Origin of the sequence: Terrabacter aerolatus, assembly GCF_007991735.1 — a bacterium.
Lineage (GTDB): Bacteria > Actinomycetota > Actinomycetes > Actinomycetales > Dermatophilaceae > Terrabacter > Terrabacter aerolatus.
Map to the genome: position 1 here is coordinate 208,241 of NZ_BJYX01000003.1, position 12,930 is coordinate 221,170.

The 12,930-nt window shown below is 70.8% G+C and carries 15 protein-coding genes and 2 tRNA genes; 7 read left to right on the top strand and 10 right to left on the bottom strand.

Annotated elements, in window-relative coordinates; all coding sequences use genetic code 11:
• Positions 1–2: 2 nt before the first annotated feature.
• The 5 genes from TAE01_RS04760 (at position 3) to TAE01_RS04780 (ending at position 5,216) form a co-directional block, all read left to right on the top strand.
• Complete coding sequence (locus TAE01_RS04760; RefSeq protein ID WP_147063936.1) at positions 3–995, top strand: AAA family ATPase; 993 nt, start codon at positions 3–5, stop codon at positions 993–995.
• A 6-nt stretch (positions 996–1,001) separates the two neighbouring features.
• Positions 1,002–2,315, top strand: a complete 1,314-nt coding sequence (locus TAE01_RS04765; protein WP_147063938.1) for a DUF58 domain-containing protein — start codon at positions 1,002–1,004, stop codon at positions 2,313–2,315.
• 2 nt (positions 2,316–2,317) lie between these two features.
• Complete coding sequence (locus TAE01_RS04770; RefSeq protein ID WP_147063940.1) at positions 2,318–2,875, top strand: hypothetical protein; 558 nt, start codon at positions 2,318–2,320, stop codon at positions 2,873–2,875.
• An 87-nt stretch (positions 2,876–2,962) separates the two neighbouring features.
• Positions 2,963–3,610: a TetR/AcrR family transcriptional regulator gene (locus TAE01_RS04775; protein WP_246111138.1), complete on the top strand. Its 648-nt coding sequence runs from the start codon at positions 2,963–2,965 to the stop codon at positions 3,608–3,610.
• Between the two features lie 58 nt (positions 3,611–3,668).
• Positions 3,669–5,216 (top strand): MFS transporter, encoded by a 1,548-nt coding sequence (locus tag TAE01_RS04780; protein WP_147063944.1) that lies wholly within the window; start codon positions 3,669–3,671, stop codon positions 5,214–5,216.
• Positions 5,217–5,379: 163 nt separating this feature from the next.
• Here the strand turns inward: TAE01_RS04780 and TAE01_RS04785 are convergent, their stop codons facing one another.
• The 8 genes from TAE01_RS04785 to tig form a co-directional block, all read right to left on the bottom strand.
• Positions 5,380–6,018, bottom strand: coding sequence for a hypothetical protein (locus TAE01_RS04785; RefSeq protein WP_147063946.1), 639 nt, complete (start codon positions 6,016–6,018; stop codon positions 5,380–5,382).
• A gap of 43 nt (positions 6,019–6,061) precedes the next feature.
• Positions 6,062–7,339, bottom strand: coding sequence for an ATP-dependent Clp protease ATP-binding subunit ClpX (clpX, locus tag TAE01_RS04790; protein WP_030200347.1), 1,278 nt, complete (start codon positions 7,337–7,339; stop codon positions 6,062–6,064).
• A gap of 149 nt (positions 7,340–7,488) precedes the next feature.
• Entirely contained in the window at positions 7,489–7,695 is a 207-nt protein-coding gene (locus TAE01_RS04795; protein ID WP_147063948.1) for a hypothetical protein, read from the bottom strand.
• Positions 7,696–7,747: 52 nt separating this feature from the next.
• Positions 7,748–8,002, bottom strand: a complete 255-nt coding sequence (locus tag TAE01_RS04800; RefSeq protein WP_222594062.1) for an acyl-CoA-binding protein — start codon at positions 8,000–8,002, stop codon at positions 7,748–7,750.
• Between the two features lie 139 nt (positions 8,003–8,141).
• Complete coding sequence (locus TAE01_RS04805; protein WP_147063952.1) at positions 8,142–8,795, bottom strand: ATP-dependent Clp protease proteolytic subunit; 654 nt, start codon at positions 8,793–8,795, stop codon at positions 8,142–8,144.
• A gap of 31 nt (positions 8,796–8,826) precedes the next feature.
• Positions 8,827–9,465: an ATP-dependent Clp protease proteolytic subunit gene (locus TAE01_RS04810; RefSeq protein WP_147063954.1), complete on the bottom strand. Its 639-nt coding sequence runs from the start codon at positions 9,463–9,465 to the stop codon at positions 8,827–8,829.
• Positions 9,466–9,673: 208 nt separating this feature from the next.
• Positions 9,674–9,961, bottom strand: a complete 288-nt coding sequence (locus TAE01_RS04815) for a hypothetical protein (RefSeq protein WP_147063957.1) — start codon at positions 9,959–9,961, stop codon at positions 9,674–9,676.
• Between the two features lie 215 nt (positions 9,962–10,176).
• Positions 10,177–11,517, bottom strand: coding sequence for a trigger factor (gene tig / locus TAE01_RS04820; protein WP_147063959.1), 1,341 nt, complete (start codon positions 11,515–11,517; stop codon positions 10,177–10,179).
• 140 nt (positions 11,518–11,657) lie between these two features.
• On the opposite strand from tig, the gene TAE01_RS04825 reads away from it, so the two are divergent.
• Positions 11,658–12,173, top strand: a complete 516-nt coding sequence (locus tag TAE01_RS04825; protein WP_147063961.1) for a hypothetical protein — start codon at positions 11,658–11,660, stop codon at positions 12,171–12,173.
• Between the two features lie 54 nt (positions 12,174–12,227).
• Here TAE01_RS04825 and TAE01_RS04830 read toward each other — a convergent pair whose 3' ends face one another.
• Together TAE01_RS04830 and TAE01_RS04835 are read right to left on the bottom strand one after the other, a co-directional pair.
• A complete protein-coding gene (locus TAE01_RS04830) occupies positions 12,228–12,527 on the bottom strand; it encodes a DUF2087 domain-containing protein (protein ID WP_147063963.1) in 300 nt (99 codons plus the stop codon).
• 45 nt (positions 12,528–12,572) lie between these two features.
• A tRNA-Gly gene (locus TAE01_RS04835) sits at positions 12,573–12,646 on the bottom strand.
• A 149-nt stretch (positions 12,647–12,795) separates the two neighbouring features.
• On the opposite strand from TAE01_RS04835, the gene TAE01_RS04840 reads away from it, so the two are divergent.
• Positions 12,796–12,869: transfer RNA gene (locus TAE01_RS04840), tRNA-Pro, on the top strand.
• Positions 12,870–12,930 lie beyond the last annotated feature (61 nt).

Below are 12,930 nucleotides of genomic sequence, written 5' to 3' on the forward strand. Positions count from 1 at the left end.
GCATGACCGAGATGAACCTCGCCCGGGTCAGTGAGCTGAGCAGTGCCGTCCTCGACGAGGTCGACCGCGCCGTCGTCGGCAAGCGCGAGTCCCTGCGGCTCGTGCTGTCCGGCATCCTGGCCGGCGGGCACGTGCTCCTCGAGGACTTCCCCGGGCTCGGCAAGACGCTGGCGGCCCGCAGCTTCGCCCAGACCCTCGGACTCGACTTCCGGCGGGCCCAGTTCACGCCGGACCTGCTGCCCGGCGACATCACGGGGTCGTTCGTCTACGACCAGCGCACGAGCGAGTTCGAGTTCAGGGCGGGCCCGCTCTTCGCCGGACTGCTCCTCGCCGACGAGATCAACCGCACCCCGCCCAAGACCCAGGCCGCACTGCTCGAGGCGATGCAGGAGAAGCAGGTGACCGTCGAGGGCCGCACCTTCCAGCTGCCCCGTCCCTTCCACGTGCTCGCGACCGCCAACCCCGTCGAGTACGAGGGCACCTACCCGCTGCCCGAGGCCCAGCTCGACCGGTTCCTCATGCGCATCTCGTTCGGCTACCCGACCCCCGAGCAGGAGTGGGAGATCCTCACCAACCGGATGGCCCGCCGACGCGAGGAGCAGGAGCTGCAGCCGGTCGTCGACGCCGAGCAGCTGCTCGCCATGCAGGCCGCGATCGAGGCCACGGTCGTCGACGAGTCGGTCGGGCGCTACTGCGTCGCGCTGGCCGCGGCGAGCCGCACCCACGCCGACGTGCTCATGGGGGCCTCCCCGCGTGGGGCGCTCGGTCTGCTCCTCTGCTCCCGGGCGTATGCCGTCGTCGACGGCCGCGACTACGTGACCCCCGAGGACGTCAAGGCGGTCGCGGTGCCCGTGCTGGCCCACCGCATCACGGTCAAGCCGGAGCTCTGGATGAGCAACGCCTCGGGCCACAGCATCGTCGAGAGCCTGCTGAGGACCGTCGCCACCCCGTCGGCGCGCGAGCACCTCGCGACCGGCCCGAGCGCGAGCGCCTGAGCGACCATGCCGGAGTGGCGCCCGCACCGCACCGTGACCCGTCGGCTGGGTCGGTGGGCGTCGACGGCTGCTCACGAGCGGGCCATCATGCTCGCCGCCGGTGGCGCCGTCGTCGCGGTGGTCGGCCGGCGCCCTGACCTGCTCGTCATCGTCGCACCCCTCGTCGTCGCGGCACTGTGGGGCCACCTGGCCCGCCCCCGGGTGGATGTGACGGGCGAGGCCCGCCTCGGCGACACGACGATGCGCGAGGGCGCCGTCACGGGCGTGCGGGTCAGCATCGACCCACCCCTTCCCGACCTGCACGGCATCGCCCTGCTCGCCCAGGCCCCCTGGGTGGAGCGCAAGCCCTCGAGCGGGATCGTCGAGCTCGAGCAGGGCACGGCGACCCTCGGCGTGCGGTCCACCCGGTGGGGGCGCCGACGCGTGGGCACCGTCAGCATCGCGCTCGTCAGCACGTGGGGCTCCTTCCGGGCCGGCCCCGTCGACCTGCCCGACCTCGAGTGCGCCACGCTGCCGGTCCCGGCCTCGTTCGACGCCAGCGCGCCGACCCCGCACCCGCGCGGCATCGTCGGGCTCAACCGCTCCAACCGGCCCGGTTCCGGCTCGGAGTTCAACACGATCCGCCGCTTCCACCCGGGCGACCGGCTGCGCCGCATCCACTGGCCCGTGTCGATGCGCACCGGTGCCCTGCACGTGACGTCGACGTTCACCGACGAGGACGCCCACGTCGTCCTGCTCGTCGACTGCCTGAGCGACGTCGGCCCTCGCGAGGGCATCGACGGGCGACCGACCAGCCTCGACGTCACGGTGCGTGCGGCCGGAGCCGTCAGCGAGCACTTCCTGCGCAGCAACGACCGACTCACCCTCCGCACGGTCGGTGCCGCGGAGGTCCCGGTCCTCGGCGTGGGGTCCGGCACCAACCACCTGCGCCGTGTGCTCGACACCCTCGCCGCGATCTCACCGGCGACGGAGCGCCGCGACTCGGGCGAGCGCGCCATCCGGGGTGTCGACCCCAACGCCCTCTGCCTCGTGCTGTCCCCGCTCATCGACCCGACGATGGTGTCGCTGGCCCACACGCTCGCCATGCGGGGGATGACCGTGGTCGTCGTCGACACCTTCCCCGACCACCTCGTCGCCGACCCGACGAGCATCTACCTCGCTCTGGCATGGCGCATGCGACTGCTGTCGCGCGACTCCGAGGTCCACGCCCTGCGCCAGCGCGGCGTGCCGGTCGTGCCCTGGCGCGGGCCCGGTTCGCTCGACCAGGTGCTGCGCGACATCGCCCGCCGCGCTGCCGCACCCCGGATTGCGAGGCGGTGACGATGCCCGAGACCGGTCGTCTGCGGCGCACCGTGCAGTTCGGCTCCGGTCAGGAGTGGTCGCTGAGCCAGCTCGGCGCGACCCTGGCGGCGATGGGCGCCGTCGCGGTCTACCTCGCGAGCCTGTCGCTGGCCGCCGGGGGTTTCGACGCCGTCTGGTGGGCGCTCGTGCTCCTGCCGCTGCTCACGATGTCGTGGGCGGGCTCCGCGGCTCCCCTCGCCTACTGGGCGCTCCTGCTCTTCGGCTGGTTCACCCTCACCCCGGCGGGCAGCTTCTCGTGGTGGTCCCTGCCGGCCGCGGCAGGGTGCATCGTGGGCCACGCGGCGACCGCCCTGTCGGCCTCGTCGCCGCCCGCCGGCTCCCACACGGCGCGGACGGCCCGGCGCTGGGCGCGCCACACGGCTGCGGCCTTCGCCGCGGCGGTCCCGGTGTCGGTGCTGGCCGCCCTGCTGGCCGGGCGTTCGCCGGGACTCGTGCCCACGGCATACGTCGTCGGGCTCGGGGGCGTCGCCGTCGGGCTGGTCCTCGTGCGGACGAGCCCACCCGTCGATCGTGGCTGAGAACGTGTTTGCCAATCAGCCGGCGCCGACCTACTCTTGAGATGAAACGAAACAGTTTCGTTTCATCGGGGTGGGACCGGGGTGAGCATGAGCACGACCAGCGCGAGCACGACGAGCACGACGGACGCGGCCCACGCGAGCCGTCCGCGCGTGGCCGGTGACCGCGAGGTCGAGATCCTCGAGGCCGCGATCGACGTCCTGCGCGAGACCGGCTACGACCGGCTCACCTTCGACGCCGTCGCCACGGCGGCACGGGCGTCCAAGGCGACGCTCTACCGGCGCTGGCCGCACAAGCGGGACCTCGTCATCGACGCCGTCGGGCTCTTCATCGACTGTCCCGCCGAGCAGGATCCCGACACCGGGAGCCTGCGCGGTGACCTCCTCGCCCAGGCCTGCGCCGACGGGGGCCTCGACGACGAGGTCGTCATCGGCACGTGGGGGGCCCTGCTCCCCGTCATCCACCGCGAGCCGGAGCTGGCCCGCGGCATCCACGAGCGGTTCCTGGCCCCGAAGATCGAGGCCACCCGCACCATCTTCGAGCACGCCCGAGAGCGAGGGGAGGTCGGCACGGACGCCGACCTCGACACGCTACTGATGATCCTGCCGTCCCTGTCGATCCACGAGGCCCTGCTCTCGGGTCGACGACCCGGGCCGGACCGCATCGCCGAGTTCGTGGACACCGTCGTCCTCCCGGCCTGCGCCGCCACCGTCGCTCCCGCGCCCAGCACCCGCTGAGCCGGAGCCGACCAGGCGTCCACACCACCCTTCCTGCATGTCCTCGAGAGGAACACCCATGTCTTCGACCACGGCCCGGCAGGTGGACGAGCCCACCGGCGAGTTCACCTCCCACGACACCCCGCCCAAGCGGCTCGGCCTGGCGCTCTTCGTCATCTGCGCCGCGCAGCTCATGATCGTGCTCGACGGCACCATCGTGAACATCGCCCTCCCGCACATCGAGACCGACCTCGGCTTCAGCCAGGCCAACCTTCAGTGGGTCGTCACCATCTACACGCTGGCCTTCGGTGGCGTGCTGCTCCTCGGCGGTCGCCTCGGTGACCTCTACGGCCGTCGGCGCATGTTCGTCTGGGGCATCGCGCTCTTCACCATCGCCTCGCTCGTCGCCGGCATCGCGCAGAACGAGACGATGATGCTCGCGGCTCGCGCGGTGCAGGGGCTCGGCGGCGCGCTCGCCGCCCCCAACGCCCTCGCGCTCATCACGACGACCTTCCCGGCCGGCAAGGAGCGCAACCGCGCCATGGGCGTCTTCGCGGCCATGTCCGGCGCGGGTGCAGCCATCGGCCTCATCCTCGGCGGTGCGCTGACCGAGATCGACTGGCGCTGGAACTTCTTCATCAACCTGCCGATCGGCATCGTCGTCGCGTTCCTCGCGCAGCGGATCCTCACCGAGTCCGAGGACGGCCGCGGCTCGCTCGACGTCCCCGGAGCGATCACCTCGATCGCCGGTCTGTCCTCGCTCGTCTACGGCCTGACGCACGCCGCCAGCACCTCGTGGGGCGACGCGACGACGGTCACCTACCTCGCCATCGGCGTGGCCCTCCTCGTGGCCTTCGTCGTCATCGAGACCCGGGTCGCGCACCCGCTGCTGCCGATGCGCATCCCGGGTGACCGCACCCGCGGCACGTCGTACTTCGTCATGCTCATCGTCGGCGCCGGCATGTTCGCGATGTTCTACTTCCTCGGCATCTACATCCAGACGATCCTCGGCTACTCGCCGCTCAAGACCGGTCTCGCCTTCCTGCCGTTCTCGGTCGGCATCGTCGTCGCGGCCCAGGTGGCCTCCTTCCTCATCTCCAAGGTCGACCCCCGCTGGATCTCCGGGGCAGGCGCCGGCTTCGCGACGCTCGGCATGTGGGGCTTCACCCACCTGACGCCGCAGAGCACGTATGCCTCGGGCCTGCTGCCGTGGATCGTCGTCCTCGCGTTCGGGCTCGGCCTGATCTTCGTGCCGCTCACCCTGACCGCCGTGCACGGGGTCGCCCACGAGGACTCCTCGGTCGCCTCCGCGGTGCTCAACACGATGCAGCAGGTCGGTGGCACCCTCGGCCTCGCGACCCTGAGCACGATCTTCGTCAACAACCTCAACAGCAGGGTCGCCGAGCTGACCGCGAAGCTGCCGCAGGGAGGCCCCGCCCCCACCAAGGAGCAGCTGGCCGCCACGCAGCAGATGATCGCGCACGAGGCCTTCACCTACGGCGCCAGCCGGGCCTACCTCGTCGCGGCCATCATGATCGCCGTCGGCGGCGTCGTGACCCTCGTCGCGCTGCACGTGCGGCACCAGGAGCTCGCGACCGACGGAGCCGCCCCGGCCCACATGGGCTGACCCGCCCCAGCCCCCACCGTCGAGAGGCCAGAGTTCGTGGTCTCGATGCAGTCGAGAGGCCACTGTTCGTCACGAGCAGTGGCCTCTCGACGTGCGCGGGGTCGCAAGGAGTGGCCTCTCGCCGGTTTCAGGCGTTGGGAGGCCCGCGGGCCGGGACGACCCCTCAGCGGGGCCGCGTGGCCCACACCGCGGCCCACGGCACGTTCCAGCCGGCGATCGCGAGCCGCCGCTCGACGAACCCGTGCTGCGGCAGGTCGACGACGCGGCCGGCGGACGGCTCGTAGACGTCGAGGTGCTGGTCCCCCGTCGGCGGCAGGACGAGCACGACGTGCCGTGGCGCCCACGCGTTGCCGACGTAGAGCAGCGCCGGCCGGCCGGGCCGCACCCAGTCGCGAAGGTCGGCGTACGTGTGCCCGAGCCCGACACGGCCACGGTGGCGGAACCAGGCCACGGCGTAGTGCGACGTGGGGTCCGCCGCCCCGAGCTCGAGCTCGTTCACGGCGCCCCACGGCGGGGTGCCCAGGGCTCGCGGCCACGGGAGCTGCAGTCGACGGCCCGCGCCGACGAGCCCGTTGGTCCGCGCCGCGACCACCTGCTCGTAGGCGGCGAACCGCTGGGTCTCGGTGCCGGAGTCGGGGACGTCACCGTCACGGGCGTCCTTGCGTATGCCGTCCCGGATCCACTGCGCGAAGGCCGGGTCGGCGAGCATGCGGGCGACCGTGAGCGACGCCGAGCCGCACGTGGTGCTCGTCTGCTGCATCGGCGCCTGGTCGCCGGCGACGAGCCGGAAGGGCTCCACCACGGGTCAGCCTCCGATCACGCGCTGGTGCGCAGGGCGACCGCCGTCAGGCGGATTCCTTGCGGGGGCGCTTGGCACGGGGCTCGGCCTCACGGCGCACGATCGTCGGGTTGACGTTGTCGAGGACGACCTCACGGGTCACGACGACGCGGGCGATCTCGTCGTCGCTCGGCACGTCGAACATGACCGGGAGGAGGACCTCCTCCATGATGGCGCGCAGCCCTCGGGCACCAGTGCCGCGCAGCAGGGCCTGGTCGGCCACCGCCGCGATGGCGTCGTCGGTGAACTCGAGGTCCACGCCGTCGATCTCGAACATCTTCTGGTACTGCTTGACGAGCGCGTTGCGCGGCACGGTGAGGATGTTGACGAGGGCCTGCTGGTCGAGCGGTGCGAGGGTCGTCAGGACGGGCAGACGGCCGATGAACTCGGGGATGAGGCCGAACTTCAGCAGGTCCTCGGGCATGACGTCCTGGAAGCTGTCGCCGAGGTCCTTGGGGTTGTGCAGCGGCTGGCCGAAGCCGAGGCCCTTGCGACCCGAGCGCGACTCGATGATCTTCTCGAGGCCGGCGAAGGCGCCGCCGACGATGAAGAGGACGTTGGTCGTGTCGATCTGGATGAACTCCTGGTGCGGGTGCTTGCGCCCGCCCTGCGGCGGCACCGACGCGGTCGTGCCCTCGAGGATCTTGAGCAGGGCCTGCTGCACGCCCTCGCCGGAGACGTCGCGGGTGATCGACGGGTTCTCGCTCTTGCGGGCGATCTTGTCGACCTCGTCGATGTAGATGATGCCCGTCTCGGCCTTCTTGACGTCGTAGTCGGCGGCCTGGATGAGCTTGAGGAGGATGTTCTCGACGTCCTCGCCGACGTAGCCGGCCTCGGTCAGGGCGGTCGCGTCGGCGATGGCGAACGGCACGTTGAGCATCTTGGCGAGCGTCTGGGCGAGGTAGGTCTTGCCCGAGCCCGTGGGGCCGATGAGCAGGATGTTGGACTTCGCGATGTCGATGTGGTCGTCGTCGCGCTTGACGCCCTCGCCCGCCTGGATGCGCTTGTAGTGGTTGTAGACGGCGACGGCGAGCGACTTCTTGGCGACGTCCTGGCCGATGACGTAGTTCTCGAGGAAGTCGAAGATCTCGCGCGGCTTCGGCAGGTGGTCGAGGCCCAGCTCGCTGCTCTCGGCGAGCTCCTCCTCGATGATCTCGTTGCAGAGGTCGATGCACTCGTCGCAGATGTACACACCGGGACCGGCGATGAGCTTCTTGACCTGCTTCTGGCTCTTTCCGCAGAAAGAGCACTTGAGGAGGTCTCCGCCTTCTCCGATGCGTGCCACGGACTTGCTCCTGGTTCGTCGGCGCCGAACGCTGGGGTGCACCCGGCCTCCCCCACGCTAGGGGGTCGACTCCTATTAGACGACGGAGCGAGCCGCCCTCGCTCGCGCAACGCCGTTTGTCCGCTGATGGCGGACAAACGACACGGCTGTCACGGGAGCGGCGCTCCCCGAGGACCGGGAGGGCTCCCGAGGTCGTCGGGGCCGCCCGTCCCGCCGGGGTCGCGAGGGTCACGGGGAGCCGTCCTGCTGCGACGGCGCCCGGTGAGCAGCCCCAGGCCGACGGCCAGCGCGAGGCCGCCGAAGGTCACGACGAGCAGCCCGACGAGCGCGATGACGAGCATCGTCGTCAGCGACACACGGCCCCCGCTCCACGGGGCCGGTCGACGGCCCTGCCGGTCATCGCCCGCGTCAGCCGGCCGTCAGGTCGCGGACGATGGCGACGTACTGCTCCTGCGCCGCCTCGGCCGACGTGCCCGAGAGCCGGGCCCAGGCGTCGTACTTGGCCCGCCCGACGGGGTTGGTGAAGCCGGGTCGCGACCCGGTCGCGTCACCGGCCGTGACCTGCTTGAACAGCCCGTAGAGCGTGAGCTTCACGTCGTTGCCCGGATCGGTCGTGAGTCCCTTGACCGCCTCGACCGCCTGCTCGAACTCCGCACTCGCCACGACTCGCTCCTCCACGCTCGACGCCAGGTCCCTCCCCATCCAAGCAGGTATGCCGCAGGGCCGGGTCCCCGTGGAACCCGGCCCTGCGGCACACCTGCTCGTCGACTCGTCGACTCGTCGACTCGTCGACGAGGAGGCGTCAGACCTCGAGCGAGGCCTTGCGCGAGGCGAGCACCTCGTCGATGAGGCCGTAGGCCTTGGCGTCCTCGGACGAGAGGATCTTGTCGCGCTCGATGTCGGTGCGGACCTGCTCGGACGTGCGGCCCGTGTGGTGCGCGAGGGTGTCCTCGAGCCACGTGCGCATGCGGAGCACCTCGTTGGCCTGGATCTCGATGTCCGAGGCCTGGCCGTAGTCGCCACCCGAGAGCGCCGGCTGGTGGATGAGGATGCGGGCGTTCGGCAGGGCGAAGCGCTTGCCCGGCGCACCGGCACCGAGGAGCACCGCGGCCGCGGAGGCGGCCTGGCCGATGACGAACGTCTGGATGTCGGGCCGGACGAACTGCATCGTGTCGTAGATCGCCGTCATGGCGGTGAACGAGCCACCGGGGCTGTTGATGTACATGAGGATGTCGCGGTCGGGGTCGAGCGACTCCAGCACGAGCAGCTGGGCGATGATGTCGTCGGCCGACGCGTCGTCGACCTGCACGCCGAGGAAGATGATGCGGTCCTCGAAGAGCTTGTTGTAGGGGTCGGAACGCTTCATCCCGTAGGAGGTGCGCTCCTCGAACTGCGGCAGGATGTAGCGGCTCGAGGGAGCGGCGACCGCGAGGCGGTTGGTGGGTTCGATGTTCATGCGTGTCTCCAAGTCCTGTTCAGGCCCGCGGTCAGTTGTCGGCCTTGGCGTCGGCCTGGCCGACACCCTTGCCCTCGACCGCCTGGTCGGAGCGGCTGAACACGTGGTCGACGAAGCCGTACTCCTTGGCCTCCTCCGCGCTGAACCAGCGGTCGCGGTCGGAGTCCTTCTCGATCTGCTCGATCGTCTGGCCGGTGTGCTCGGCGATGAGCCGCGCCATCTGCTTCTTGACGTAGAGCATCTGCTCGGCCTGGATCTTGATGTCCGTCGCCGTGCCGCCGATGCCGCCCGAGGGCTGGTGCATCATGACGCGGGCGTGGGGCGTGGCGTAGCGCTTGCCCTTGGTGCCGGCCGACAGGAGGAACTGTCCCATCGAGGCGGCCATGCCCATCGCGACGGTGGCGACGTCGTTGGGGATCCAGTTCATCGTGTCGAAGATGGCCATGCCGGCCGAGATCGAACCGCCGGGGCTGTTGATGTAGAGCCAGATGTCCTTCTCGGGGTCCTCGGCCGACAGCAGCAGCAGCTGCGCCGCGATGGCGTTCGCGTTGTCGTCGCGGACGTCGGACCCGAGGAAGATGATCCGCTCCTTGAGCAGGCGGTTGTAGATGTGGTCGTCCAGACCACCCGGCATGCCGTTGCCGTTGGCGGAGGTCTCCGAAATCACCATGTCTCCATCGTCGAAGTGGTCCAGCCTCTCGCCACGGGATGTGGCGCCGGCTGGCTCGTCACTGACCCTAACGCGCGACCCCTCGGGCAGATTTCCCGAACCGCACCGTGTTCGCCGTGAGCGCACAAACCTGAGCGGCCCGGGCGCAACCACGCGCGGGACCCCGCCGGTCGTGTGCCGTCCGGCGGGGTCCTGCGGGCGCGCGCGGTCAGTCGCTCAGCCCGTTGTCCTGACCGGACTCGCCGGCGTCCGAGGCGGACGCGTCGCCCGACTGCTCGGAGGCGTCGTCGAACGAGCCGTTGCCGCCGGCCTGGTCCAGGGAACGGTTGCGCGGCTCGTCGAGGGCGTTGCTGCCGTCGAGGTTGCCACGGTCGGCGTCGTCGCCGGAGCCCTGGGCCGCGGCCCCGCTCCCCTCGGGGAGGTTCGTTCCGTCGGGGTCGGCGCTGTTGATGTCGGTGTCGGCCATGCCGGCGCCCGACTCGTCGGTGCTGCTCATCTCTGGCTCCCTCGTCGAGGTGCGAGCCGCCGGACGGCGGCCGTCCGACACGTACCCGCGCCACCAGCCGGACAACCCGACGGGATCACCCGGGGCCACGACCCGGGAACGCGTGAGGCCGGCTCCCGAGCGGGAGCCGGCCTCACGGCATTCCGGAGTGGCGGGGAGGCCAACGAGCAAGCTCTCGGCCTCCCACGGCTCCAGTGCTGTGCAGGTCAGGCGTCGGCCTTCTCGGCCTTCGCCTCGTCGGCGTCCGCCGCCTCGGCGGCCTCGGCCTCGTCGCCCTCGGTGCCGGGGACGGCCTCGTTGAGGTCGATGACGTTGCCGGCGGTGTCCTTGACGGAGACCTTCTCGAGGACCGTGGCGAGCGCCTTGCGGCGGGCGACCTCGGCGACCATGGCGGGGATCTGACCCTCCTGGTCGAGCGACTGCGCGAACTGGTTCGGGTCCATGCCGTACTGCTGCGAGCTCATGACGAGGAACTCGATGAGCTCCTGTTGCTCGACCTTGACCTCTTCCTTCTCGGCGATCGCGTCGAGCACGAGCTGGGTCTTGAGGCCCTTGCGGGTGCTCTCGCCGACCTCGGCGCGGTGCTCGTCGTCCTCGAGGCGCCCCTCGCCCTCGAGGTGGCTGTGCACCTCGGCCTCGACGATGCTCTCGGGGATCGGCACCTCGACCTTCTCGAGGATGGCCTCGAGGAGCTGGTCGCGGGCGGCGACGCCCTGGGCGAACTTGGCGTCGACCTCGGCCTTGGCGGTGAGGTCGGCCTTGAGCTCGTCGAGGGTGTCGAACTCCGAGGCCAGCTGGGCGAACTCGTCGTCGAGCTCGGGCAGCTCGCGCTCCTTGACCGCGGTGACGGTCACGGTGCAGTTGGCGTCCTGGCCCTCCTGGTCGCCACCGGCGAGGGGGGCGGTGAACTGCTTGGTCTCGTCGGCGGTCATGCCGATCAGGGCCTCGTCGAGCCCGTCGAGCATGTTCTTGCTGCCGACCTCGTAGGAGACGCCGGTGACCTCGTCGATCTGCTCGCCGTCGATCTCGGCGGACAGGTCGATGGAGACGAAGTCGCCGTCCTGGACGGCACGGTCGACGCCCTTGAGGGTGCCGAAGCGGGCGCGCAGGTCGGTGAGACGCTGCTCGACGGCCTCGTCCTCGACCTTGGCCTCGTCGACGGTCAGCTCGATGTCGCCGAAGTCGGGAAGGGTGATCTCGGGGCGCTTGTCGACCTCGGCGGTGAAGACGAAGTCCTCGCCGTCGGTCGCGGGCACCTGGAGGTCGGTGATCTCGGGCTGGCCGAGCGGGCGGACCTCGTTCTCCTCGAGGGCCTGGCCGTAGAACGTCGGGAGGGCGTTGTTGACGGCCTCCTCGAGGACGGCCGCGCGGCCGACGCGCTGCTCGATGATGCGGGCCGGCACCTTGCCCTTGCGGAATCCGGGCACCTGGATGTGCTCACCGATGTGCTTGATGGCCGCGTCGAGGCTCGGCTTGAGCTCCTCGAACGGGACCTCGACGGTCATCTTGACCCGGGTCGGGCTGAGGGTCTCGAGCGCACTCTTCACTGCGGGTTACTCCATTGGGGTGGTGCCGACGTGGTCGTCGACGGTGAATGGACGGGCCAGCGCACCATGCTATCGGGCACGCGGCAGATGGCTAAATGCACCGATCGTCCCGGGCTCGTCGACGCCTATGCTCGGGGGCCATGAGCACCCCTTCCGGCCCGTTCGCCACTCCTGAGAACGCCGCCCTGCGCCCCATCCAGATGGTGTCGGTCGCGGTGGGCATGGGGGCCCTGATGCTGAGCGCGGTGCGCATCCTCGTGGACCCGTCGGCCCCCGTGCCGTCGCCGTGGGCGGTCGGCATCGTGCTCGCCACGCTCGTCGCCTCCGCCGTGCTCATCCGCTACGTCGGGTATGCCGTGCCGTCCCTCCCGCACGGGCTGCCCCGGGAGAACGCGGAGACGACGAGCCTGCGCTACTTCACGTCGACGACGACCCTGCGCACGGCGCTGGCCGAGGCGCCGGTGCTCGTGGCCTTCGCGTGCTCCTTCGTCTTCACGCCCCACTCGTGGCTGACGCTGCTCATCGCCCTCCCGGGCGGCCTCGCGCTCTTCTGGGTGCACGGCTGGCCGTCGCCGCGCACGGCGGCGGCCGTCGAGGTCGGACTCGAGGCCGACGGCGCCGAGAGCTGGCTCAGCGAGGCGCTCGGCTTCCGCTGACCCGGTCCTGACCCGGTCCTTTCCCGTCCTGCCCGAGGATGCCGGGTGGCCCGGTCAGTCCAGGACGGTGCCGCCACTGCGCCAGTAGCGGCCTTCGGCTCGCTCGAGGAAGCCCTCCTCGACGAGGTAGCGGCGCAGCGCGGCGACGTCGGGGTGGTAGGCGCGCAGGCGGTTGTTGACCTCGGTCTCGTCGTACTTCTCCCCCGGCTCGAACTCCTGCGCGAGCAGGTCGAGCACGACGAGGCGCTTGCGGATCCTGGTCGGGATGCTCGTCAGCGTGCCGTCGGCAGCAAGGAACGAGCGGAGGACGGCGTCGCGGTCGCGCAGGGCGTCCTGCAGGTCGGGGCGGAACATGCGTCCACGCTAGGAAGGGCGGCGGGGCCCTGCCAAGGGAGTTTCTGGAGCGGGCGACGAGAATCGAACTCGCGTGATCAGTTTGGAAGACTGAGGCTCTACCATTGAGCTACGCCCGCACGGCGCCGGTCGTGCCGGCGATCCGAGACGTCAGCGTACTGGGTGCCGGACCGTCCGCAGAAATCGGCTCGCCCGTTCCGGCGTCGACGTCGCCGGTTCGGCGCGCACGCGGCCACCCGCCGGTCGTTGGGCTACGATTCCGACGCCACGGGGTGTGGCGCAGCTTGGTAGCGCATTGCGTTTGGGACGCAAGGGCCGCAGGTTCAAATCCTGTCACCCCGACAGACGCGGAGGCCGCCCTCGGAGCGACGAAGTCGCCAGAGGACGGCCTCCGGGCCGCTGG

What these genes read in the sequence shown, in the direction of transcription:
- TAE01_RS04805 (WP_147063952.1), bottom strand. Translation starts at nt 8,795, where the DNA reads ATGAACATCGAACCCACCAACCGCCTCGCGGTCGCCGCTCCCTCGAGC.
- TAE01_RS04830 (WP_147063963.1), bottom strand. Translation starts at nt 12,527, where the DNA reads ATGTTCCGCCCCGACCTGCAGGACGCCCTGCGCGACCGCGACGCCGTC.
- TAE01_RS04760 (WP_147063936.1), top strand. Translation starts at nt 3, where the DNA reads ATGACCGAGATGAACCTCGCCCGGGTCAGTGAGCTGAGCAGTGCCGTC.
- TAE01_RS04770 (WP_147063940.1), top strand. Translation starts at nt 2,318, where the DNA reads ATGCCCGAGACCGGTCGTCTGCGGCGCACCGTGCAGTTCGGCTCCGGT.
- TAE01_RS04765 (WP_147063938.1), top strand. Translation starts at nt 1,002, where the DNA reads ATGCCGGAGTGGCGCCCGCACCGCACCGTGACCCGTCGGCTGGGTCGG.
- TAE01_RS04775 (WP_246111138.1), top strand. Translation starts at nt 2,963, where the DNA reads ATGAGCACGACCAGCGCGAGCACGACGAGCACGACGGACGCGGCCCAC.
- TAE01_RS04810 (WP_147063954.1), bottom strand. Translation starts at nt 9,465, where the DNA reads ATGGTGATTTCGGAGACCTCCGCCAACGGCAACGGCATGCCGGGTGGT.
- TAE01_RS04780 (WP_147063944.1), top strand. Translation starts at nt 3,669, where the DNA reads ATGTCTTCGACCACGGCCCGGCAGGTGGACGAGCCCACCGGCGAGTTC.
- TAE01_RS04825 (WP_147063961.1), top strand. Translation starts at nt 11,658, where the DNA reads ATGAGCACCCCTTCCGGCCCGTTCGCCACTCCTGAGAACGCCGCCCTG.
- TAE01_RS04815 (WP_147063957.1), bottom strand. Translation starts at nt 9,961, where the DNA reads ATGAGCAGCACCGACGAGTCGGGCGCCGGCATGGCCGACACCGACATC.